Genomic DNA, 20,617 nt, shown 5'->3' on the forward strand with positions numbered 1-20,617 from the left:
CGGACCTCCCATGCACATACTCATCATCGGCGCAGGCGGAATGATCGGCAGGAAGCTTGCCGTGGAACTCAGCCGGAGCGGCTCGCTCGGCGGCCAGAAGATCGAGCGGATGACACTGGCCGACGTCATGACGCCTCCCTCCCCCTCCGGGATTGGTTCCGTGGAAGCGATGGCCGCCGACATTTCCGAACCCGGAGTAGCCGAGACATTGGCGGCGCTGAGGGCCGACGTGATCTTTCATCTGGCCGCGATCGTTTCGGGAGAGGCGGAACGGGATTTCGAAAAGGGATACCGCATCAACCTCGACGGCACACGCGCCCTCCTCGAAGCCATCCGCCTTGAAGGAGCCCGCCAGCACTACGTGCCGCGCATGGTCTTCACATCTTCCGTTGCAGTCTATGGCGCACCGCTGCCGGACCCGATCCCGGACGATTATGTCCTCGCCCCACTGACCAGCTACGGCACCCAGAAGGCGATCTCAGAGCTCCTGCTCGCGGACTATTCGCGCCGTGGCTTCATCGACGGCATCGGCATCCGGCTGCCTACCATCGTCATCCGGCCCGGCGCACCAAATGCCGCCGCATCGGGATTCTTCTCGGGCATATTGCGCGAGCCGCTCGCCGGTCAGCGGTCGGTGCTGCCGGTGAAGGATACGGTCAAACACTGGCTGGCGAGCCCGCGTTCAGCCGTCGCCTTCCTGATCCATGCCGCAACGCTGGATACATCCGGGCTGGGCGCGCGGCGCACGTTCAACATGCCGGGCGTCGCCGCCACCGTCGCCGAACAGATCGCGGCGCTGGGGCGCGCCGCGGGCGCCGAAGCCGAGGCGCTGATCGACCGCAAGCCGGACGCGACGATCGAGGTGATCGTGTCGGGCTGGCCGAAATCATTCTCGCCCGAAAAGGCCGCCAGCCTAGGCTTTGTCGCTGAAAAATCGGTCGATGAACTGATCGAAGTGTATCTTGCGGACGACGCACCGAAAGCCGGATAAGCGGAACCGACGACTCTCGTTATGGAAGGTGGAAAAACCTGATGCTGCTAGGCTGTATCGGCGACGACTTCACCGGCTCTTCCGACCTTGCCAACACGCTGGCCAAGGGCGGCATGCGCGCCGTCCAGTATAACGGCGTCCCCAATGCCGACGCCGATGCGTCAGTCGAGGCAGGCGTCGTCGCGCTCAAGACTCGAACGATACCTGTCCACGAGGCGGTCGAACAATCGCTGGCGGCACTTGAGTGGCTGCGGCGTCAGGGATGCCGCCAGTATCTGTTCAAATACTGCTCGACCTTCGACTCCACGCCCGAGGGCAATATCGGTCCGGTGCTCGATGCCCTCGCCGATGCGCTCGGCGCAGAACGGGCGATTGTCTGCCCGGCATTCCCGGCGACCGGTCGGTCGATCTATCAGGGCCACCTCTTCGTCAACGACCGGCTGCTCAACGAATCCGGCATGGAAAAGCACCCGCTGACGCCGATGACCGACGCGGATTTGCGGCGCTGGCTCGGCCTCCAGACAAGGCAGGGCGTCGGCCATGTCGCCTATGGCGTCGTCGCCTCCGGAAGCGCGGCGATCAGGGATGCGCTCGACAAGGCGACCGCGGTCGGCTCCCGCTACATCGTCGTCGACGCCATACTGGACAAGGACCTTGTCGCGATCGGCGAAGCCGCCGAGGCGGATGTGCTGATCAGCGGCGGTTCGGGCATTGCGCTCGGGCTTCCGGAAAACTTTCGCCGCGCCGGCCTGATCGGCACAGCCTCCGGCCAGTGGTCGGGAAAGCAGGGCACGGCAGTTGCGCTGTGTGGCTCCTGCTCGATCATGAGCCGTCGCCAGATCGCGGAGCACTCAGCGAGCAACCCGGCTCGCGTTGTCGAGGTCGACGCCGTCGTGAACGGCTCCGCCCATCCCGCCGAATACGCCGACTGGGCGATCGAGCAGCAGCAGAACGGTCTGCCGCTGATCTTCTCGTCGGCCGAGCCCGAAGTCGTTGCGGCAGCGCAGCAGCGCCACGGCAAGGAACATGTCGCCACGGCGGTCGAGGGCTTTTTCGGCGCGCTGGCCCGCGAACTGTCGGCGCGCGGCGTGCGCCGTTTGGTGACGGCCGGCGGCGAGACCTCGGGAGCCATCGTGTCGGCGCTGGGCATCCCGTCCTTCGAGATCGGACCCGAGATCGACCCCGGCGTCCCTGCCCTGAAAGCCGGCGGCATGGACATGGTGCTGGCGCTCAAATCCGGAAATTTCGGTTCGGTGGATTTCTTCGGCAAGGCTGCCCGCGTTCTGGCAGGAGATTTGCGATGAGCGAAGAAGCGAGACTGCGCGAACAAATCTCCAGCATAGCCGGATCGTTGTTCGCGCGCGGTCTGACCGCCGGGAGTTCGGGCAACATATCCGCCCGTCTCGGTGACGGCAGGCTGCTGGTCACGCCGACGGGATCATCCTTCGGTGCGCTCGATCCCGCCCGGCTCTCCCTGTTCGACGCCGAGGGGCGTTTCGTCAGCGGCGACAAGCCGACCAAGGAAATGCCGCTGCACTCGGCGTTCTACGAGACGCGCGGCGCGCAGACCGGCGCCGTCGTCCATCTTCATTCGACCCATTCCGTGGCGGTTTCGCTGCTGCCGGACATCGACCCGGACAGCGTGTTCAAGCCGTTGACCGCCTACTCGATTATGCGGCTCGGCAAGGTGAAGCTGCTGCCCTACATCCGCCCCGGCGATCCGGCGATGGGCGACGCGGTGCGGGGGCTGGCCGGCAAGCGCTCGGCCGTTCTGCTGGCCCATCACGGGCCTGTCGTCGCCGGCAAGGACCTCGAGGCGGCGGCCTACGCGATGGAGGAACTCGAGGAGACGGCGAAGCTGACTCTGCTGACGCTCGGGCTGCGACCGAAGGTTCTCGCAGACGCCGAAATCCGCGAACTGGTGGACCATTTCAACATCGAGTGGGACGACTGATGCAGTTTTCAGCCAATCTTGGTTTCCTGTTTCGCGATCTCGATCTTCCAGATGCGATCCGCGCTGCAAAGCGGCAGGGTTTTACGGCGGTCGAGATGCACTGGCCCTATGACACCGACGTGTCGGCGGTCACCGCCGCGCTTGCCGAGACGGGCCTGCCGGTGCTTGGCGTGAATACATCTCGCGGTAATGTCGAGGCGGGCGACTTCGGCCTCTCGGCGCTGCCGGGACGTGAAGCGGAGGCGCGCGCGGCGATCGACCAGGCGGTCGCTTGGGCGGTCGCCACGGGCTGCAGGAACATCCATGTGATGGCGGGCAAGGTGCAGGGCGAAGAAGCCTTCGCGACCTTCGTCGCCAATCTGCGCTACGCTTCGGAAGCCGCCGCGCCGCACGGCATCGGCATTCTGATCGAACCGCTCAATCCGCGCGACGCTCCCGGCTACTTCCTCATCGGTATCCCGGCGGCGTTGCGTGTACTCGAAGCAACCCAAGGCGCGGTGAAGATCATGTTCGACTGCTACCATATGCAGATCGTCCATGGCGACCTGCTCACCAATGTGAAGCGGCTGCGCGACCAAATCGGCCACATCCAGTTCGCCGCGGTTCCGGATCGCGCCGAGCCCGACCACGGCGAGGTCGACTATGGCTGGCTGCTCAGGGCAATTGCCGACACAGGCTATGCCGCGCCCTTCGGCGCGGAGTATCGGCCGGCCAGCAATTCGTTCGCCTGGATGGAACGCTTCGCAAACGGCCGATAAGCGCCACTACCGCGCGAGAAAACCGCCGTCGACCGGCAGGATCGTGCCGGTGATCATCGCCGCTGCAGGCGACGCCAGGAACAGGATGGCATCCGCCACTTCCTCGGGTTCGGCGATCCTGCCCAGCGGCGTCGCGGCCAAAATCGCTTCTCTCCGAGTGGCGTCATCGAGAAGCGGCTGGATGAAGCCGGTGCGCACGAAGGTCGGCGCAATCGCGTTGACGCGGATGTTGAGATGCGCCCATTCGAGCGCCAGCGCGCGCGTCATGTTGACCACGCCACCCTTCGTCGTCTGGTAGGCAACGTTCGGATAAAGCCCGCCTGACAGTCCCATGATCGAAGCTGTGTTGACGATCGCGCCGCCTCGGGTACCCATGTGGCGCGCGGCAAGCCGGGCGGCGACGAACATGGAAGTCATGTTGACGGCGACGACCTTGTTCCAGTCATCGACGGACATTTCCAGCGCCGAGGCCCGGATCGCCATGCCGGCATTATTGACCAGCACATCGATGCCGCCGAATTGATCAGCGATCGCCTGAAACGCCGACGCCATCGCCTGTTCGTCGGTCACATCGACGGCGAAGAAAGAAGCCCTGCGACCCGCTTTCTCGATGTCTGCGGCGAACTCGCCCCCCCGCTCGGCATCGCGGTCGATTACGCAGACAGCCGCTCCGGCAGAAGAAAGATGACCGGCAGCTGCGCGCCCGATGCCGCTCGCTCCCCCGGTGACGACGGCCACTTTTCCGTCGAGCGCGAAGCGGGAGAGAACAGGATTCGTGGTCATGGAATGTCCGATGTTTCTGCGGTTCGTTCGTACCGCCTCGGCATAGGACGCCGGCCAGCGAAAATCCAGCCGTCAGGCCAGTGACCACAGGTGTTGGGACATTCAGTTCGGAAAGATGTCGCGCGCGAAGGTCTCCGCCACGGCGAGGATCGCGGCATGAATCGGCCCTGCGGTGAGGCTGGGCAGGACCGAGCCGTCAACAACATGGACATTGTCGATCCCGCGCAGCCTGAGGTCCGGATCAACGACCGAACCTTCATCCTTCCCCATCCGGCAGGTGCCGGAAGGGTGATGGTGGGTGATCGCGGCCTCGGCGATGAAGCGATCGATGTCAGCCTGCGACCGCGATGGACCCGGCAAAAGTTCACGCTCGCGCCATTCACGCAGCTCCGGCCTGTTCCCGATTTCGCGCGCTGCGGCGAGCGCAGCGCGGAAGAGCGCACGGTCACGTTCCGTCTGCAGGTAGCACGGGTCGATACTGATACGGTCGCCGGCCTCCGGCCCAGTGATCTTCAGGCTGCCGCGACTAGACGGGTTGGTGACGCCGAACAGGAAGGAATAGGCGGTGCCGGCGGCCGGCGGCGTAAAGCGTTCCGAGACGATCGGCGCGACGCCGCAGCCGACGACGATCTCCGGACGTCCCGTCCCCTCAAAATCGCCCGCGCGCATATAGGCCATGGATTCGGAGTGCTGGAGTTTCGAGGGCGGCACGGCCTGCCGCGCGGCATAGAGGTTTCCCGCGCCAAGCAGATGGTCCTGCAGGTTCCGGCCGACATCCGGCGCGGCGATCCTGCAGGTAACGCCAGCGGCGGCAAGAACGTCCTCCGGCCCGATGCCCGAGCGCATCAAGAGCGCAGGGCTTTCGATCGAGCCGGCGCTGAGGATGATGTGCTCCGAAGTGATCTCCACCGGGCCTTCCGGTCCGACGGCCTCCAGAGCAACGACGCGGCTGCCTTCAAGCTTCAGCCGGCAGACGAGATGACCGGTCAGGATCGTCAGGTTCTTGCGGGCGCGGACAGATGGCGTCAGCCACGCTTCCGATACCGTCACCCGTCTGCCGTTGCGGATGGTCAGCGAGTTCGGCGTAACGCCCACCATCTCGCCGGTGTTGTGACCGCGAATGCGCCGCAGGCCGAGCGCGGCGCCGGCCTCGATATAGGCAAGCGCAACCGGGCTGACTTCTTCGCCCGGCAGCCAGACCGGCAGCGGTCCGCCCTTGCCGTGGACGCCGTCGCCGCCGAGGCTGTGATCCTCGATGGCCATGAAAGCCGGCAACAGTCCGTCCCAGCTCCAGCGCTGGTCGCCCGTTACCTCGACCCAGTCGGCAAAATCGTCGGGATGGCCGCGCATATGACCCATGGCATGGAGCAGGCTCGACCCGCCGATGGCGCGGCCCCGCGCCCAATGGTGGACGCGTCCCGCAGTCCCTGCCTGAGGCTCGGTGCGATAGTCCCAGTCATAGTCGCGTCCCTGCAGTGCGGGCCACGCGGCCGGCTTGGCAATGTCGGGGTCGTTCGGCTCGCCGCCGGCCTCGATAAGCACGACACGACGGGCCTCATCCTCGCTGAGGCGCGCGGCAAGCAGCGCGCCGGCGGACCCGCCACCGACGATCGCCAGATCAAAGTGCAGCATGGTGCTAGCGCTGGTCTTCGTTGACCACGCGTCCTTCGATGGTCATCGCCTCGCCGTCGAGCGACAGCGAGCAGTTGCGCAGCGGGATGTCGAGATGGCAGGGCACGTCGCGGTCGCCGCCGGCTTCGGTGTTCGGGCCGGACGACCATAGGAAATTGCCGGCGAAGGAACGCGCGTCCATGCCGAGCTGCGCCTCGGGATTGTAGAGGCCGAGCACCGTCCAGTGCGCGCGGGTGTGCAGGCCCCAGCCGACATGCGCCATGGCGTAGGCACGCGGATCGTTGAAGCTCTCCATGAACTTGCGCATGAACTCGGCGTCGAAACCGCCCTTGATGTCGCGGATGATGCCCTTCTCGATCGTCACGGTGATTGGGTCGCGGGCGTACATCTTGAACGGCAGCAGGATGTCGCCCTCGTCGATGACGATCGTGCCCTCGGCACTGCCCTCGTCCGGCCAGGTGGCGGCAAAGCAGCTCGGCCAATGGTCCCAGCGGCCCGGCTCGTCGGCGAGGCCATACTGTGTGAGAACCGGATACTGGCCGATGTCGCAGCTGAAATCAGTTCCGGCGGCAGACGTCACGGTCATCTTCTTGGCAGCGCCGATCTTCTTGGCGGCGGCAAGTACCCGCGCCTTGTCTTCCGGCGTCGGGATCATGCGCATCATGACCTCCGGCGGCTCGACCGCGAGCAGCATGCGCGCGCCGGTTTTCAGCACTTCTTCCTGCTCCTTGGAGAAGAGAAGCTGGATGGTGTCGATCACCATGTCGGAGGCCTTGAGGCAGGCGAGCGCGGCCGTATTGCCCTCCAGCGGCGTCTTGCCGATATAGCCCGATTTGTCGCGCGAGATCGCCTTTTCGCCATTCATCGGAGCGAGGTTCAGCACGCTAACGATGGCTCCCATATCGGCTGCCGCGAGCCGCGCGATGTTGGCGATCTGGGGATTGCTGTCGTCGCTGGTCAGGATCGTGACCTGCTCACCGGCCTTCAGGTTGCACATGCCGAGCACTTGCTTCCAGCCCTGGAAGAATTGAATGTCGCTGATTGCCATGCCTGCGATCCTTCTGTCGTGCGCCGCGCCCGGCGACCTGAATTTGTGGCTAAAGTGCTGTCTGGTTGTCGAGGGAGAAGAAGTGGCGGTCGTAGTGCAGCAGCGGCGATTTCGTATCGCCGAAACGAACCTGCTTCACGTGACCTATGAAGATGCTGTGGCTCTCGGTCTCGACATCGGAGGAAAGCGTGCAGTCGAGATTGACGAGCGCGCCGTCTAGCGCCGGCGCCCCGGTCGTGAGAGGGCTCCAGTGCCCGATGGCGAACTTGCCCTCGCCGGTATCCCCGGCATGACCCGCGAAGCGATGCGCGACATCCATCTGATCGGCCGCGAGGATGTTCACGCAGAAGCAGCCGTTCTCCGTGATCGCGCGATGCGCCGCACCCTGCCGGTTGACGCAGACGAGCATCGACGGCGGGGTGATGGAGAGCGAGCAGACGGCGGTCGCGGTCAGCCCGCGCCTTGCGTCATCCTTGCCGGCGGTGACGACACAGACCGTGGCGGCAAGCTGGCGCATCGCAGCGCGGAAATCGTGCACCAGCGGATCGGCAGGAGGTTGGGTGAGGATCATTTCGGGCCTCCCTGCGCCACAACGCAGTTTTCGAGGAAAAGAGCAGCGGAAGCGAGCCGTTGGTCGCCGCCGCGCGCGCCAACAAGCTGCACGCCGACCGGCAGGCCGCGCGGACCTTTCGCGACGGGCAGCGCCACCAGCGGAACCTGCAGCACGCTCCACAGCCGGTTGTAGATCGGATCGCCAGTCGCCATTCCTTCCGGCGCTTCTCCCGGCGCGGCTAGCGTCAGCACGGCGTCGAAGCGCGAAACCAGCGCATCGACGATATGGCGCATGCCGGGCAGCACCTGCATCGCGGCGCGATAGCGGTCCTCGGTCACACGCCCCTGATCTTCCAGCATCGCGCGCGTGACCGGCGTCAGTTTGTCCCAGCGTTCGCCAATCTCATAGGCGAGCGACTGCGTGACCTCCCAGCCCATGACGGCTTCGTGCAAATCGAAAATGCCATCGAACCATGCCGGCGCAGAGATCGTCACCACCTCGGCGCCCGCGCTTTCGGCAAGACGCGCCAGCCGCTCGACAGCTTCCATGGCGCAAGGCTCAGCCTTCTCCAGCCGCGTACCGAGCAACACTCCGAAACGTGGCCGCTTCGGCACGGAGAGTTCTGCCAGTTCCGGACGGCCCGACAGGACCGCCGCACAGGCCGCCGCGTCGCCGACATTGCGCGCGATGATGCCGAGCGTGTCCAGCCCGTGGCACAGCACCTTGATGCCGACCGTGTTGATCAGGCCGAAGGTCGGCTTCAGCGCCGTGACGCCGCAGAAACTCGCCGGACGGATGACGGAGCCGGAGGTCTGCGTACCGAAGGCGAGCGGAACCATGCCCGCCGCCACTGCGGCACAGGATCCGGACGAAGAGCCGCCAGGCGTGTGCGCGGGATTGTGCGGATTGCGCGTCTTGTTCGGGCTCGCCATGGCAAGCTCCGTGCTGACCGTCTTGCCCATCACCAGCGCCCCGGCATCCTTGGCTATCTGGACGCAAGGCGCATCCCAAATCGGCTGGAAACCGTCATACATCGTCGTGCCGTAGCCGGTCGGCATGTCGGCGGTCTCGATCACGTCCTTCACGCCTAGCGGCACACCAGCGAGCGGACCCGAAGCGCCGCCCGCATCGAGAGTGTCTGCGCTTGCCCTCACCTGCGCCGGGTCGAGATGCTGCCACGCCATCACGGAGCCGTCAGCCTCGGCGATGCGTTCGAGATGCGCCTCGGCGACCGCGCGGGCGGTCAGGCTGCCAGCCGCGACGGACGCGACCATCTGCCGGGCAGTCAGCGAGAGGATTTCGGCGTTCTGCATAGTGCGCTCCCGTCCCTCAGCCGAAAATCGCCGGGCGGCGTTTCGCCCACGGTGCGGCGCGCTCCAGTTCGGCGGCAAGCTGCAGCAGCAGCGCATCCTTGCCGAAGCCGGCGCCGAAATGCACCCCGATCGGTAGGCCACCGGCGCTCAGGCCGAGCGGCACGCTCATGGCCGGGCAACCCGACGTGTTGAACACGGCCGTGAACGGCGAATGCGACCAGAACAGCTCGAAGAAGGTGTCGAGGTCCTTGCCCTTGCCGGCCAGCGTGCCAAGCACTGGTGCAGGTTCGGCTGCACTCGGGGTCAGCATGATGTCGTGCTGCGAGAAGAAGCGGCCCATGGCGCGGGCGGAAGCGTGCAACTGGTTCACCGCCCAGAGATAGCGCGTGCCCGGCGTCGCCAGCCCTTCACGCACCCACTCCCGGTTGACCGGCTCCAGCTTTGCGACGTTGGGCGATGCGCTGTCGCCGCCGGTGACGCCAAGCCCGACATTGACGCCGGCGATGATCCGCCAAGCCGCCTTCAGCGCCTCGGCGTCATAGCCTGCATCATCGATCTCGACGACGCGGTGGCCAACGCTCTCGAGCAGGCGGGCCGTCTCGCGCACCGTCGCGATCACCTCACCATCCACCAGACTGCCAAGCGGGGGCTTGAGCAGCATCCCGACGGTCAGGCGTGGCGGCGGCGTCTCCGTCGCCGCGAGATAGGTGCCGGGCGCGGCTGGAGAGGCCCAGGGATCGCCGACGTCCGCTCCGCCGGTGATATCCAGCATCACCGCGCTGTCGCGCACCGACCATGTCACGGCATGGGGCGTGGACATGCCGGCAATGGCTTCAGCGGCAATCGGGCCAACCGGATTGACCAGACGCGAAGGCTTGAGGCCAAACAGCCCGCAATGGCTAGCCGGCAGTCGCGTGGAGCCCGCGCCGTCCGAACTGTTGGCCACCGGCACCATGCCGCTCGCCACCGCCGCTGTCGAACCGCCGGAAGAGCCGCCCGGCGTGCGGCTGGTGTCCCATGGGTTGTGAGCAGGGCCGAACGCGTCGGATTCGGTGGTGAAGCTCAGCGCGAATTCGGGCGTGTTGCTCTTGCCGAGGATCACCATGCCGGCCGCCTTGTAGCGCGCTGTGATGGTGGAATCGCGCTGGCTGACCGTATGGCGATGCAGTTCCGAGCCGGTGGAGAGGATCATCCCCTCGGCTTCGAAGCCGGTGTTCTTCAACAGCATCGGAACGCCCGAGAGCGGGCTCTTCGGCAGGCCGCGCCGCACCTGTTCGCGGGCAAGGTCGTAGTGGGGATGGACGACCGCGTGCAGGACCGGGTTCAGCCGTTCGGCACGCTCGATCGAAGACTCCAGCACCTCGGACGCGCTGACCTCGCCCTTGGCGATCAGCGCCGAAAGCGCGATGCCGTCGAGTTCAGCGAGACCGTTCATCTGCCGCTAGCCCATCTGTGCGCGGAACAGGTCGAGATCCCACATGTCGCGGGTTCCGGCCAGCAGTCCGTCGCGCATCTCGAAAAGATGCAGGCCGTGGAGCGCGATCGGCTTTGGCGTCGCGCCCTCGCCCTTCGCGGTGAAGGTGCCTGTCATGTGATAGGGAACTGCCACCGAGTTGCCCGCACGGACATAACCACGACGCTCCCAGGCGACATCAGGCAGCATGCGCCAGAAGCCTCGCAGCCCCTCGGCCAGCGCATCCCTGCCCTCGCGCCGCTTGGCCATCGCTACTTCCTCATGCCAGCCATCGGCATGATAGAGCGCCGCCGCGCCGTCGGCGTCACGGCCGGTGTAGGCGGCGTAGAAGCGGTCGATGAGCGCGGCGTGGTCCATGGCGCAATCCAGTCCGGCCGTTCCACGCCCGCCGTCAGGCAGGCGCGGAACTCTCAGGATCATTCGATGCCGGCGATCTTCTTGACCTGCGCGACATAAGCGTCACGCTTCACCTCGTTGTAGAGGCGGGCGCGAAGTGCGGGCGCCGGCGTGGCGTTGACGTTCTCGAACAGCGCGACGCGGCCAGCCAGCGAGCCGGAGGTCATGTCCCAGATGAAGTTCATCAGCTGTTCCTTGACCATGGCGCTGACGCCGTGGCCCGGCAATAGTTCGTGCAGGTAATGGCCGACATCGGGATTGTCGAAGGCGTCCTTGCCGAAACGCATGACCAGGCCCTGGCCGCACATTTCCTGCAGGATGTGGATGATCTTCGGATAGTTCTCGATCGAGTAGAGGCGGCCCGCCGTCAGCATGCCGACATCGGGGCGCATCACGTCGCCTTCGGTCGGCGTCGCAAGCGCCTCGGCCGCGGCAACGAAGGCGCGCAGCGTCTGCGCATATTCGATCAGCTGGCCGAGCATCATCTGCACCGCCGGGATGCGGCCGGTGCCGAGATAGTCGAGCACCATCTGGCCGGCGCCGACGAAAAGCTCCGCCTTCACCGCAAGACGGGTCAGCACGTGCCAGTGCGCGAACACGCAGACAGGCCCGTAATAGCTCATCGCGGTCGGGTCGCCGAGGTTGAACAGGCGCTCCTTCGGCACGAAGACGTTGTCGAAGACGATGAACTGGTCGGCTTCCTCGCCGAGGCTCGACACGGGGTGGTCGAAGGAACTGGACTCGGGCTGCGACACCATCTCGCGGGAGATCATCTTGATGCCGTCGGTGTCGATCGGGATCGAGCCCCAGATGCAGGCATCAGCAGGGGTGTCCTGGATACCGCCGAGATTGGTGAAGAAGATGTCGTTCGCCTGCGCCGAGATCGAACCGACCGTCTTTGCGCCGTAGATGTAGATGCCGTCCTTGGTGACCTTGCGGGCCTTTAGCAGCGACGCTTCGCCTGCCTTCGGCGAGGAACGGTCGGCCTGCGGACCCGCCAGGCTTTCCGAGGCGGTCACGTTGTTGTCCCGGCCGTACTCGAGGTAGCGCTCGATATTCTCGGCGAAATCGGGATCGACGCCCTCGATTAGCGACTTCTTCTTCTTGAAGGTCGGCAGATACGCATAGAGACCGACGACGATGGCCGGCGCCAGATCCGGCGGGCGGCCGAAAGTGCCGGCCGTCTTGAGCGAGGTGTACTCGATCATCTTGCGGCGGTCTGCAAGGTCTTCCTTCGTGCGCGGAATCTGCCACGAGCGGCTGACGACCGCGCCAGCATCCTTGTCGAAATAGGTCGTGGCCTCGGCGTGCTCTTCAGTGAACTGGTCATCGAACATGGTGGCGAGCAGGTCGATGCCCTTCGCCAGCGCCGGTTCGTCGTACACGCTGGAAAGCTTGCGCCCACCCACCCAGATCTGGCGGTTGTCGCGCAGTGATTCCTTGTATTCGGCACCGGTCCTGAGCTTGTGCGGCTTGTCGAGCGGGCTTCTTGCTTTTGCCTGTGTCACGGCAGGTCTCCCATTGAATTCGCTAGACCCGGAGGCTGCCTTGTTGCGCGGCGCTCCCCGGGGGATGGACGATTATCGTCAGCCGGCGTCTGCGGATTTCTCCGTACGCATCTGACGGATGACTTCGACAGCGACGCGCTGTGCGTCGAGCGCGGCGGGAACGCCGCAGTAGATCGCGGCCTGCAGGATCACTTCGATGATCTCCTGCTCGGTCACGCCGTTGTTGATCGCGCCGCGCACATGAAGCTTGACCTCATGCGGGCGGTTGAGCGCGGTGAGCATGCCGAGGTTGAGAAGGCTGCGCGTCTTGCGCTCGAGACCGGGTCGGTTCCAGATTTCGCCCCAGCACCATTCGGTGACCAGCTTCTGCAGCGGCGCGGTCAATTCGTCCGCGCTTGCGAGCGACGCATCGACATAGGCCGCGCCCAGAACCTCCTTGCGGACCTTAAGCCCCTTCTCGAATTGCTCGCCTTGGAATTCGGGACGAGTCATGTATCTCTCCGATGACATGTGGCCTGCCTTTGGGCAGGAATGCGGGCAGGACGTTCGGTCCCTGTGATGTCCGAAGTTAGACATGCCATTCTTGACCTGTCAACAGATTGTATGACAGGAATACGGTCATACTGAAATACGAACTGCCGAAAACAGGCGGACGGACAAACAGGCGAGGCAATGGTTGAGGCTGGGGTTGCGGCCGAGGTTAAGGCTGGAGCAATCGGGGACGAGGCGGCGCTTGCGCCCTTCGAACTCTATGCCCTGCACTACGCCGTCCATACAGGCCGCAAGCAGAGCGACAATTTTCTGAATGCCGATCCCCACGAGTCGGGCGCGGACCTTCACTACTTCATCTGGCTCGCCCGTCGCGGACAGGAAGTTTACGTCATCGATACCGGCTTCGCACCCGCTGCCGCTGCCGCGCGCGGACGCACGCTGCTGCGCAGGCCGGCCGACGCGCTGAAGCTGCTCGGGGTCGATGCGGCCGACGTCGATCAGGTGATCGTCACCCATTTGCACTACGACCATGCCGGCACACTGACCGACTTTCCGAAGGCACGGTTCCACATTCAGGTCGCGGAAGCCGCCTACGCCACAGGCCCCTGCATCTGCGACCCGAAGACGCGGGCTACGTTCGATGTGGAGAACATCGTCGATTATGTGCGCAGCCTCTACGCCGGGCGCGTGACTTTTCACGACGGCGACGTTCGACTCGCGCCCGGCCTGTGGGTGCACAAGATCCCGGGACACACGGCCGGGCTGCAGTCTGTGCGGGTCTTCACCAAGCGCGGCTGGGTCATCGTCGCCTCCGACGCGACGCATCTCTACGCAAACGTCGCACGAAAGAACCCCTTCCCCATCTTCCATGACCAGCAGGCCCTCCTCGCCGGCTTCGATAGATTGAAGGCGCTCGCCACTAGTCTCGACCACATCGTGCCGGGCCACGATGCGGCGGTGATGCGCGCCTACCGGGCTCCCGATGCTTCGCTCGAGGGCATCGTCGTACGCCTGGACGAGCAGCCGGTGCTTTCGTGGGAAAAGCTTTCGCGATGAACGCTGCCGCTGCCCGCAGGGTGCTGATCACCGGCTCTGCAACGGGGCTTGGGCTTGCACTTGCCCGCGCTTTCGCCGCTGCAGGCAACACGGTGTTCCTCACAGATATCTCGCCTGACGTGACCCACGCGGCCGCGCTGCTTTCAGCCGACACTGGTAGGACTGTCGGCTCGGTGGTGATCGACCTCGCTGCGGAAGGCGCGTCGGAACAGCTCGCCGCGCAAGCCGCCGATGCCATGGGCGGCATCGACATTCTGGTGAACAATGCCGTCATCCGGAAGATGTCGCCGGTGGCGGCGCTCGGCGATGCCGACTGGGACCGCGCGATGGAAGTCAACCTGTCCGCGCCGTTCCGGCTGATTCGCTCATGCCTGCCGGGCATGCAGGCGCGCGGCTGGGGACGGATCATCAACATGGCGTCGGTCTACAGCCTGATCGCGCTGGCCGGTCGTGTCGACTACGTGACGACGAAGCATGCGATGGTCGGACTGACGCGGACCGTCGCGCTGGAACTGGCCGCAACCCGCATCACCTGCAACGCGATCTGTCCGGGCCTGATGGCCACCGACAGCGCACTGGCTCGCATTGATGCGCTGGCCGCCGAGAAGAACATCGGCAAGGATGAGGCGACAGCCCTTTTCCTGTCGACGCGGCAGCCCGGAGGCAAGTTCATCCCGATCGAAACAGTGACCGCGCTGGCGCTTTTCCTCTGCGGACCGCAGAGCGAAGGCATAAACGGCGCGGCGATACCGGTGGACAACGGCTGGTCTTTTGCCTGACAGGCGCGGCCACAAGGAGAGTGATGTGAGCGAGATTGGTTTCGTCGGACTGGGAAACATGGGCGCACCCATGGCGCTGCGATTGGTCGGCGCCGGGCACCCCCCGATGGTGTACGACAAGTCGCAGACAGCCGTGGCCGAAGTCGTCAAGGCTGGCGCGACCGCAGCTTCCACGCTCGAAGCCCTGACCGCGAAAGCCGAGACGATCTTCCTGTCGCTGCCGACACCGGAAGTCGTGCTTGCGGTCGGTCGCTCCATCGCAGCGAGCCCCGGTTCGGTGAAGCGGGTCGTCGATCTCTCCACTACTGGCCCGAAAAGCGAGATGGAGCTTGCGGACATCCTGGCGGGCGCGGGCATCGCGCTGGTCGACAGCCCGGTTTCCGGAGGCGTCGCCGGCGCGAAGAAGGGATCGCTCGCCCTGATGGCGGCCGGGCCGGCGGAACATTTCGCGGTCGTCGAGCCTCTGCTCACCGCCCTCGGCAAAGTGATCCGCGTCGCCGAGGAACCCGGCAAGGCGCAGGTGATGAAGCTCATCAACAACATCTGCTCGGCGGCGTCGCTTGCTATCACCAGCGAGGCGATGGTGATGGGCGCAAAGGCCGGGCTCGACGCCGACATCATGATCGAGGTGCTGAATGCCGGCAGCGGCCGGACCTCGGCCAGCGTCGACAAGATCCCGCGTTTCGTCCTGCCGGGAACGTTCGACTTCGGCTTCGTGATCGCGCTGTCCCTGAAGGACATCCGCCTGTGCCTTGAAGAAGCCGAGCGCCTCGGCGTCCCGATGATGGTCGGCAATGCCGTGCGCATGCTTTTTGCAATCACCAAGGCCGACTTCGGACCCGACGCCGACATGACCGCCGTGATCCGCCCGCTGGAGCGGTGGGCTGGCGTCGAAGTGCGCCGGGCAGCGGCCAAGGAGGCCTGAGTGACCTCAAGCCAGCCGGTTGCCGAAGAGGTTCTGGCGGAGTTCGTCAGCGCGCCGCCTGCCTTGCCGGAAGAGGTTCGGGCGGCCGGCCGGCGCTCGCTTCTGAACATGATCGGCACCGCGATCGGCGGCAGCGGCGAAACCGCGATCGACCGACTGGTGGATCTTTCCGCCGATTTTGGCGGCGCGGCCGGCTCGACGCTCGTCGGACGAAAAGAGCGCGCCGACATGCTGTGGGCAGCCGCCATCAACGCCGCCTCCGCCAACATCTTCGATTTCGACGATACGCACATCCCGACCGTCGTCCACCCGTCCGCACCGGTCGGCCCGGCCGTACTGGCTCTGGCCGAATCCCGTTCGGCACAGGGCAGGCCGGCAAGCGGCGCAGCCCTGCTCGAAGCGTTCGTGCTCGGCGTGGAGATCACCTGCCGCCTCGGTGTCGCGGCGGGCCAAGCTCACTATGCGCGCGGCTGGCACATCACCTCGACCGCAGGCATCTTCGGCGCCGCCCTCGCCTGCGGCCGGCTGCTGCAGCTTTCGCCACACGCACTGGTCGATGCGCTCGGCAACGCGCTGGCGCAGGCTGCCGGCTCCGTCGAGACGCTCGGCACCATGTCGAAAAGCCTCGGCGTCGGACAGGCAGCGCGCGGCGGACTGCTGGCGGCGCTGCTCGCGGAGCGCGGATACACCGGGCCGCGACATCCCCTGACCGGCGCACGCGGCTTCTTTTCGCTCTATTGCGACGACGCCGACCCCGGCTCTCTGACAGGCGATCTCGGCAGCCGCTGGGAAATCCTGAACAACACTTTCAAGCCCTATCCCTGCGGCGTTGTGCTCAACCCCGTGATCGAGGCGTGTCTCGCCCTCAAGGCCGAAGGCGGGTTCGATCCGGGCGACATCGTCGAGGTCGAGCTGACCGGCCATCCGCTGCTGCGCCAGCGCACCGACCGGCCCGGCGTGACATCGGGCCGTCTCGCGCAGGTCTGCGCGCAGCACGCGGTCGCCGTCAGCCTGCTGCGCGGCAAAGCCGACCTCGACGCTTTTTCCGACGAAAGCGTGGCCGATCCGGCATTGCGCGCCTTCGCAGCGAAGCTGCGCTTTCAGGACGACGCGGCCTACGCGCTGGAAAGCGCGCGCGTGCTGCTGCGGTTTACAGATGGCCGCGAGATCGCCCGCACGGTGGACGCCGCCAGGGGCGGCCTCGCACAGCCGATGAGCGATGCCGAGCTCGCCGCCAAGCTTGCCGCCCAGGTCGAGTGGCGGGGCCTCGATCTTGACGTCAGAAAGTTGATCGCAGCACTCGAAAACATCGAGGATGCCGAGGATGGCTCCGCATTCCTGACCCTGACCCGGCCTCGATAGAAAACAACGAAGGCGAGGAGATAAGCGCCGTGAGCAAGAAGCCAATACCCGACCCGATCTTCACGCTGGCCACAGGCCCGGTCGACGCCTACCCTGCCGTGTTGCGCGGCCTTTCCCGGCCTGTGCTCTACGACTACGACCCGGCCTTTCTGGCGCAGTACGAAGCGGTCAACGACAAGGTGCAGCGCGCGTTCCGCTCGTCCGCACCGCCTGTCATCCTGCATGGCGAGCCGGTTCTTGCACTGGAGGCGGCGGCGGCCTCGCTGATCGCCAAGGGCGACATGGTGCTCAACCTCGTCTCCGGCGTCTACGGCAAGGGCTTCGGCTACTGGGCCGCCCGCTATGCCAAGGAAGTCGTGGAACTGGCCGTGCCCTACAACGAAGTGCTGACAGCGGACGCCGTCGCGGAGGCATTGCGCAAGCGCCCCGACATCGCAGTCGTCGCACTCTGCCACCACGACACGCCGTCGGGGACTATTAACCCCGCAAAGGAGATCGGCGCCGCAGTGCATGCCGCGGGCAAGTTGCTCATCGTTGACGCCGTGTCGTCCTTCGGCGGCATGGATGTTCTTCCCGAGGCAATCTATGCCGACATCTTCGTCACCGGTCCCAACAAATGCCTGGGCTGCCCTCCCGGCCTTTCGCTGCTCCATGTCAGTGAAGCTGCCTGGAAAAAGATGGAAGCAAACACCGACGCCCCCCGCGCCTCGATGCTCTCCATCCTCGACTGGCGGCGCGCGCATGAGGCGGACCAACCGTTTCCGTTCACGCCGTCGGTTTCGGAGATCAACGCCCTCGACGCGGCGCTCGACCTCTATCTGTCGGAGGGCGACGAAGCGGTCTGGCGGCGTCACGCGTTGACCGCCGCCGCCTGCCGGGCCGGCATACAGGCGGCGGGCCTGTCGCTCTGGGCGGCGCGCGAGGGAATTGCCTCCCCGACCTGTACTGCGGTTCGCCTGCCCGAGGGCATCGATGAACTGGCGCTGCGCACCACCATCAGGGACCGGTACGGCGTCGTGGTTTCTTCCGGGCGGGCGGAGACGCTGGGCAAGCTCATCCGCATCGGCCACATGGGGCCGACGGCCCGGCCGGTCTACTCGCTCGTCTCGGTGGCCGCCGTCGCCGGCGGGCTGCAGGCGCTGGGCGTCAAGGGGATCGATGTCGGTGCCGGAGTTGCAGCAGTCATGAAGGCGATCGATTCAACCGTTTGATGTTGCGGCTTTCGCAAAGGCGCGCCGTCGTATAGTACGATCGTCATACAAACTTCGGGCATATTGAGTCGCGGAACCCGAGGAAACCGGCACCCACAGGTCAAGGCATGAACATCAAGGCAATGCCTCTCGATTTCAAGGTCACCAAGGCAGCTGCCCCGGTTCGCCACAGCGTCACCGAGAGCATTCGCAATTCGATTGCACTTGGCTATTTCACCGCGGGCCAGCGCATCACGGAGCGGGACCTCTGCGAGATGACCGGCGTCAGCCGCACGGCCGTTCGCGAGGCCCTGAGGCAGTTGGAAAGCGAGGGCCTCGTCCAGGTTCTCCCCCATCGCGGTCCAATCGTCGCCACGCTGACGCCCGAGCAGGCGCAGGGCATCTACGAGGTTCGCGTCGAACTCGAAGGACTTGCCTGCGAGCTGTTCACGCGCAACGCTACCGACGCGGATATCGAGGCGCTAAAGCGGGCGCTCGAGGGCCTGAAGCGTTCGGCTGGCAGTTCCGATCCGCTTGAGCGGCTGACCGCCAAGAATGCCTTCTATGACTGCCTGATCGACGGCGCGCACAACGAAGCGCTCGGACATACCCTGTCATCGCTGAACGCGCGTGTCATGGTCTTGCGTGCAACCTCCCTCGGTGCGCCCGGACGCACGCGCGAAAGCCTTGAGGAGCTTGAGGAACTCGTCGGCCACCTGGCCGCGCGTCGCGGCAAGGAAGCCCGCAAGGCAGCCGCCCGGCACGTCATGAACGCCGGCAAGGTCGCAATCGACATTCTGCGCGGACGATTGAACGAGGAGATGGCAGAAGCCACCCCCTGAAGCGCCCGTTCTTAAACGCCCCGTCAGATACCGGGCGTCGCGCCACCGTCGACGTTGATGACAGTTCCGTGGACATAGGCCGCGGCCGGGCTGCAGAGGAAGCGAACGACATCCGCCACTTCCTCGGGTTCACCGTAACGGGCGATGCCCTGGTTGATCCGCATTTTCTCCCGCGCCACCTCGACTGAAATCCCTTCTTCGCGCGCAAGCGTGTCGATACGCCGCTGCAGCCGTTCAGTGACGATATGGCCGGGGCACAGGGTATTGATGCGCATGCCCGTGTCCCGCGCCCGCTTGGCGAGCGCTTTCGTGAAGTTGATCAGGGCAGAATTCACCGAGCCACCGATCGTGAAGTCCGGCTCAGGCGTATGCGCACCGACGCCGGAAATGTTGACGATTGCGCCTTTGCTTGCCGCGAGTGGCTCCCAGGCAGCGCGGCAGAAGCGGACGGTGGCGTGGAACTTCAAGGCAAATCCGTCGAGGAAATCTTCGTCCGACAGCGCGAAGAAATCGCCCCGCTTTGTCGCTCCGGCGTTGTTCACCAGCGCGTCGATGCTGCCGGCCCGGGCAAGCGTCCGCTCGACCACCAGCGCAGGCGACTCCGGCAGCGACAGGTCGATCGCATGCGTCACCACCAGCGGCGCACCGGCCTGCCGCACAAGCTCGGCGGTGGCTTCAAGCTCTTCTGCCTGACGGGCCGCAAGGCTGAGTGCGAAGCCGTCCCTGGCAAGGCCGATCGCGAAGGCGCGTCCCAGTCCTCGGCTGGCGCCGGTCACAATGGCTGTGCGCATAACTCAACTCCTGGATCAGTCTGCGAGGCAGGCAAACCGCACTCTCGATGTGGCTTGCGGAGATGCCCGATGGGATCGGAATCCACAAGCGCAAATTTTCGATTGTAGTACGGTATGATCGTGCTATCGTATTCTCGCATTGTCAATCAAGGCGTGATGCGATCTGTTCAAAGCGAGCAAATCTGCACGGCAGCGGACACAAGTCATGCCCTTGTCGGAAGAAGTGATTTCCATGCGTCCGAGCGTTGGACACATCAACTCGACGGAACGCTTCGCTCAGGGGCGGGCGCAGGAAGTTCCGGTCGGCTTGCCCGTGCAGTCGAGGACGATTGGCTTGGGAACCTCGCCGATCCGCCTGTCCAGAGATATCTCGGCCCGCGTCGCCCAACTCTTGCCCTTCAACCCGCACCAGACCCGTTGCACGGGCATGTCGTCGCCCACGGCGTTGCGCAGGAATACCGTGCCGCTTGCCGCGTCTGCGCGCAGTACGAAGCGCAGCGTTTCGCCCGGCGCGACCTCGCCGAGAGCATTCGAATACCAGTGCGCGATCGAGGCGTCGCAGGCGAGCGTCATCTCACCGGTGTTCTTGACGGCGACTTCAAAGGATTGCGTGGCGGCTGTCGCCGGCACTGCTACCAGCCCCGCGAGGGCTGCAACAAGAAGGGGTGAAACCTGCATCTTTAATCATGGCCCGAGGTGAAAGTATAAGACGAATGCACCCGGCCGACGGCCAATAGTCAACCAAAAATCTGGAACTGGGAACAAATGTC

The 20,617-nt window shown here is 65.3% G+C and carries 21 protein-coding genes; 10 read left to right on the plus strand and 11 right to left on the minus strand.

Going from position 1 to position 20,617, the window contains the following annotated elements; genetic code table 11:
• Positions 1–10 precede the first annotated feature (10 nt).
• Genes denD through ABMA32_RS12320 form a run of 4 tightly spaced genes read left to right on the plus strand, consistent with a single transcriptional unit; the run spans position 11 to position 3,703 of the window.
• Positions 11–991 carry a D-erythronate dehydrogenase gene (denD, locus tag ABMA32_RS12305; protein ID WP_349014050.1) on the plus strand — a complete coding sequence of 327 codons (981 nt, stop codon included), beginning with the start codon at positions 11–13 and terminating at the stop codon, positions 989–991.
• Between the two features lie 41 nt (positions 992–1,032).
• On the plus strand, positions 1,033–2,295 hold the full coding sequence (gene otnK, locus ABMA32_RS12310; protein WP_349014051.1) for a 3-oxo-tetronate kinase: 1,263 nt from the start codon (positions 1,033–1,035) through the stop codon (positions 2,293–2,295).
• Entirely contained in the window at positions 2,292–2,945 is a 654-nt protein-coding gene (gene otnC, locus ABMA32_RS12315; protein ID WP_349014052.1) for a 3-oxo-tetronate 4-phosphate decarboxylase, read from the plus strand. Before otnK ends, otnC begins: the two co-directional genes overlap by 4 nt.
• On the plus strand, positions 2,945–3,703 hold the full coding sequence (locus ABMA32_RS12320; RefSeq protein WP_349014053.1) for a hydroxypyruvate isomerase family protein: 759 nt from the start codon (positions 2,945–2,947) through the stop codon (positions 3,701–3,703). Before otnC ends, ABMA32_RS12320 begins: the two co-directional genes overlap by 1 nt.
• Positions 3,704–3,709: 6 nt before the next feature.
• Here the strand turns inward: ABMA32_RS12320 and ABMA32_RS12325 are convergent, their stop codons facing one another.
• The 9 genes from ABMA32_RS12325 to ABMA32_RS12365 form a co-directional block, all read right to left on the minus strand.
• Positions 3,710–4,486 carry an SDR family NAD(P)-dependent oxidoreductase gene (locus ABMA32_RS12325; RefSeq protein ID WP_349014054.1) on the minus strand — a complete coding sequence of 259 codons (777 nt, stop codon included), beginning with the start codon at positions 4,484–4,486 and terminating at the stop codon, positions 3,710–3,712.
• Positions 4,487–4,588: 102 nt separating this feature from the next.
• Entirely contained in the window at positions 4,589–6,118 is a 1,530-nt protein-coding gene (locus ABMA32_RS12330; protein WP_349014055.1) for a GMC family oxidoreductase, read from the minus strand.
• A gap of 4 nt (positions 6,119–6,122) precedes the next feature.
• Entirely contained in the window at positions 6,123–7,166 is a 1,044-nt protein-coding gene (locus ABMA32_RS12335; RefSeq protein WP_349014056.1) for a 2,5-dihydroxypyridine 5,6-dioxygenase NicX family protein, read from the minus strand.
• A gap of 49 nt (positions 7,167–7,215) precedes the next feature.
• On the minus strand, positions 7,216–7,737 hold the full coding sequence (locus ABMA32_RS12340) for a flavin reductase family protein (protein ID WP_349014057.1): 522 nt from the start codon (positions 7,735–7,737) through the stop codon (positions 7,216–7,218).
• The gene (locus ABMA32_RS12345; RefSeq protein WP_349014058.1) at positions 7,734–9,032 is read right to left on the minus strand and encodes an amidase; all 1,299 of its coding nucleotides are present in this window, start codon (positions 9,030–9,032) and stop codon (positions 7,734–7,736) included. Before ABMA32_RS12345 ends, ABMA32_RS12340 begins: the two co-directional genes overlap by 4 nt.
• Positions 9,033–9,048: 16 nt before the next feature.
• Entirely contained in the window at positions 9,049–10,467 is a 1,419-nt protein-coding gene (locus tag ABMA32_RS12350) for an amidase (protein ID WP_349014059.1), read from the minus strand.
• Between the two features lie 6 nt (positions 10,468–10,473).
• Positions 10,474–10,926: a nuclear transport factor 2 family protein gene (locus tag ABMA32_RS12355; protein ID WP_349014060.1), complete on the minus strand. Its 453-nt coding sequence runs from the start codon at positions 10,924–10,926 to the stop codon at positions 10,474–10,476.
• Positions 10,923–12,410: a 4-hydroxyphenylacetate 3-hydroxylase N-terminal domain-containing protein gene (locus ABMA32_RS12360; RefSeq protein WP_349014061.1), complete on the minus strand. Its 1,488-nt coding sequence runs from the start codon at positions 12,408–12,410 to the stop codon at positions 10,923–10,925. The genes ABMA32_RS12355 and ABMA32_RS12360 overlap by 4 nt, the downstream gene beginning before the upstream one ends.
• A 78-nt stretch (positions 12,411–12,488) precedes the next feature.
• Entirely contained in the window at positions 12,489–12,902 is a 414-nt protein-coding gene (locus ABMA32_RS12365) for a carboxymuconolactone decarboxylase family protein (RefSeq protein ID WP_349014062.1), read from the minus strand.
• A 180-nt stretch (positions 12,903–13,082) separates the two neighbouring features.
• On the opposite strand from ABMA32_RS12365, the gene ABMA32_RS12370 reads away from it, so the two are divergent.
• From ABMA32_RS12370 to ABMA32_RS12395, 6 genes are all read left to right on the plus strand, one after another.
• Positions 13,083–13,958: an N-acyl homoserine lactonase family protein gene (locus ABMA32_RS12370; RefSeq protein ID WP_349014063.1), complete on the plus strand. Its 876-nt coding sequence runs from the start codon at positions 13,083–13,085 to the stop codon at positions 13,956–13,958.
• Positions 13,955–14,737: an SDR family NAD(P)-dependent oxidoreductase gene (locus tag ABMA32_RS12375; protein WP_349014064.1), complete on the plus strand. Its 783-nt coding sequence runs from the start codon at positions 13,955–13,957 to the stop codon at positions 14,735–14,737. The genes ABMA32_RS12370 and ABMA32_RS12375 overlap by 4 nt, the downstream gene beginning before the upstream one ends.
• Before the next feature lie 25 nt (positions 14,738–14,762).
• Positions 14,763–15,662: an NAD(P)-dependent oxidoreductase gene (locus tag ABMA32_RS12380; RefSeq protein ID WP_349014065.1), complete on the plus strand. Its 900-nt coding sequence runs from the start codon at positions 14,763–14,765 to the stop codon at positions 15,660–15,662.
• On the plus strand, positions 15,663–17,024 hold the full coding sequence (locus ABMA32_RS12385; RefSeq protein WP_349014066.1) for an MmgE/PrpD family protein: 1,362 nt from the start codon (positions 15,663–15,665) through the stop codon (positions 17,022–17,024).
• 29 nt (positions 17,025–17,053) lie between these two features.
• Entirely contained in the window at positions 17,054–18,235 is a 1,182-nt protein-coding gene (gene ppaT, locus ABMA32_RS12390) for a pyridoxamine--pyruvate transaminase (RefSeq protein WP_349014067.1), read from the plus strand.
• Between the two features lie 107 nt (positions 18,236–18,342).
• Positions 18,343–19,056, plus strand: a complete 714-nt coding sequence (locus ABMA32_RS12395; RefSeq protein ID WP_349014068.1) for a GntR family transcriptional regulator — start codon at positions 18,343–18,345, stop codon at positions 19,054–19,056.
• A gap of 23 nt (positions 19,057–19,079) precedes the next feature.
• Here the strand turns inward: ABMA32_RS12395 and ABMA32_RS12400 are convergent, their stop codons facing one another.
• Both ABMA32_RS12400 and ABMA32_RS12405 read right to left on the minus strand, forming a co-directional pair.
• Complete coding sequence (locus tag ABMA32_RS12400; protein WP_349014069.1) at positions 19,080–19,847, minus strand: SDR family oxidoreductase; 768 nt, start codon at positions 19,845–19,847, stop codon at positions 19,080–19,082.
• A 276-nt stretch (positions 19,848–20,123) separates the two neighbouring features.
• Positions 20,124–20,525 carry a hypothetical protein gene (locus ABMA32_RS12405; protein ID WP_349014070.1) on the minus strand — a complete coding sequence of 134 codons (402 nt, stop codon included), beginning with the start codon at positions 20,523–20,525 and terminating at the stop codon, positions 20,124–20,126.
• Positions 20,526–20,617: the final 92 nt, after the last annotated feature.

Origin of the sequence: Mesorhizobium quangtriensis (genome assembly GCF_040081925.1) — a bacterium.
In the GTDB taxonomy this organism is placed as follows: domain Bacteria; phylum Pseudomonadota; class Alphaproteobacteria; order Rhizobiales; family Rhizobiaceae; genus Mesorhizobium_K; species Mesorhizobium_K quangtriensis.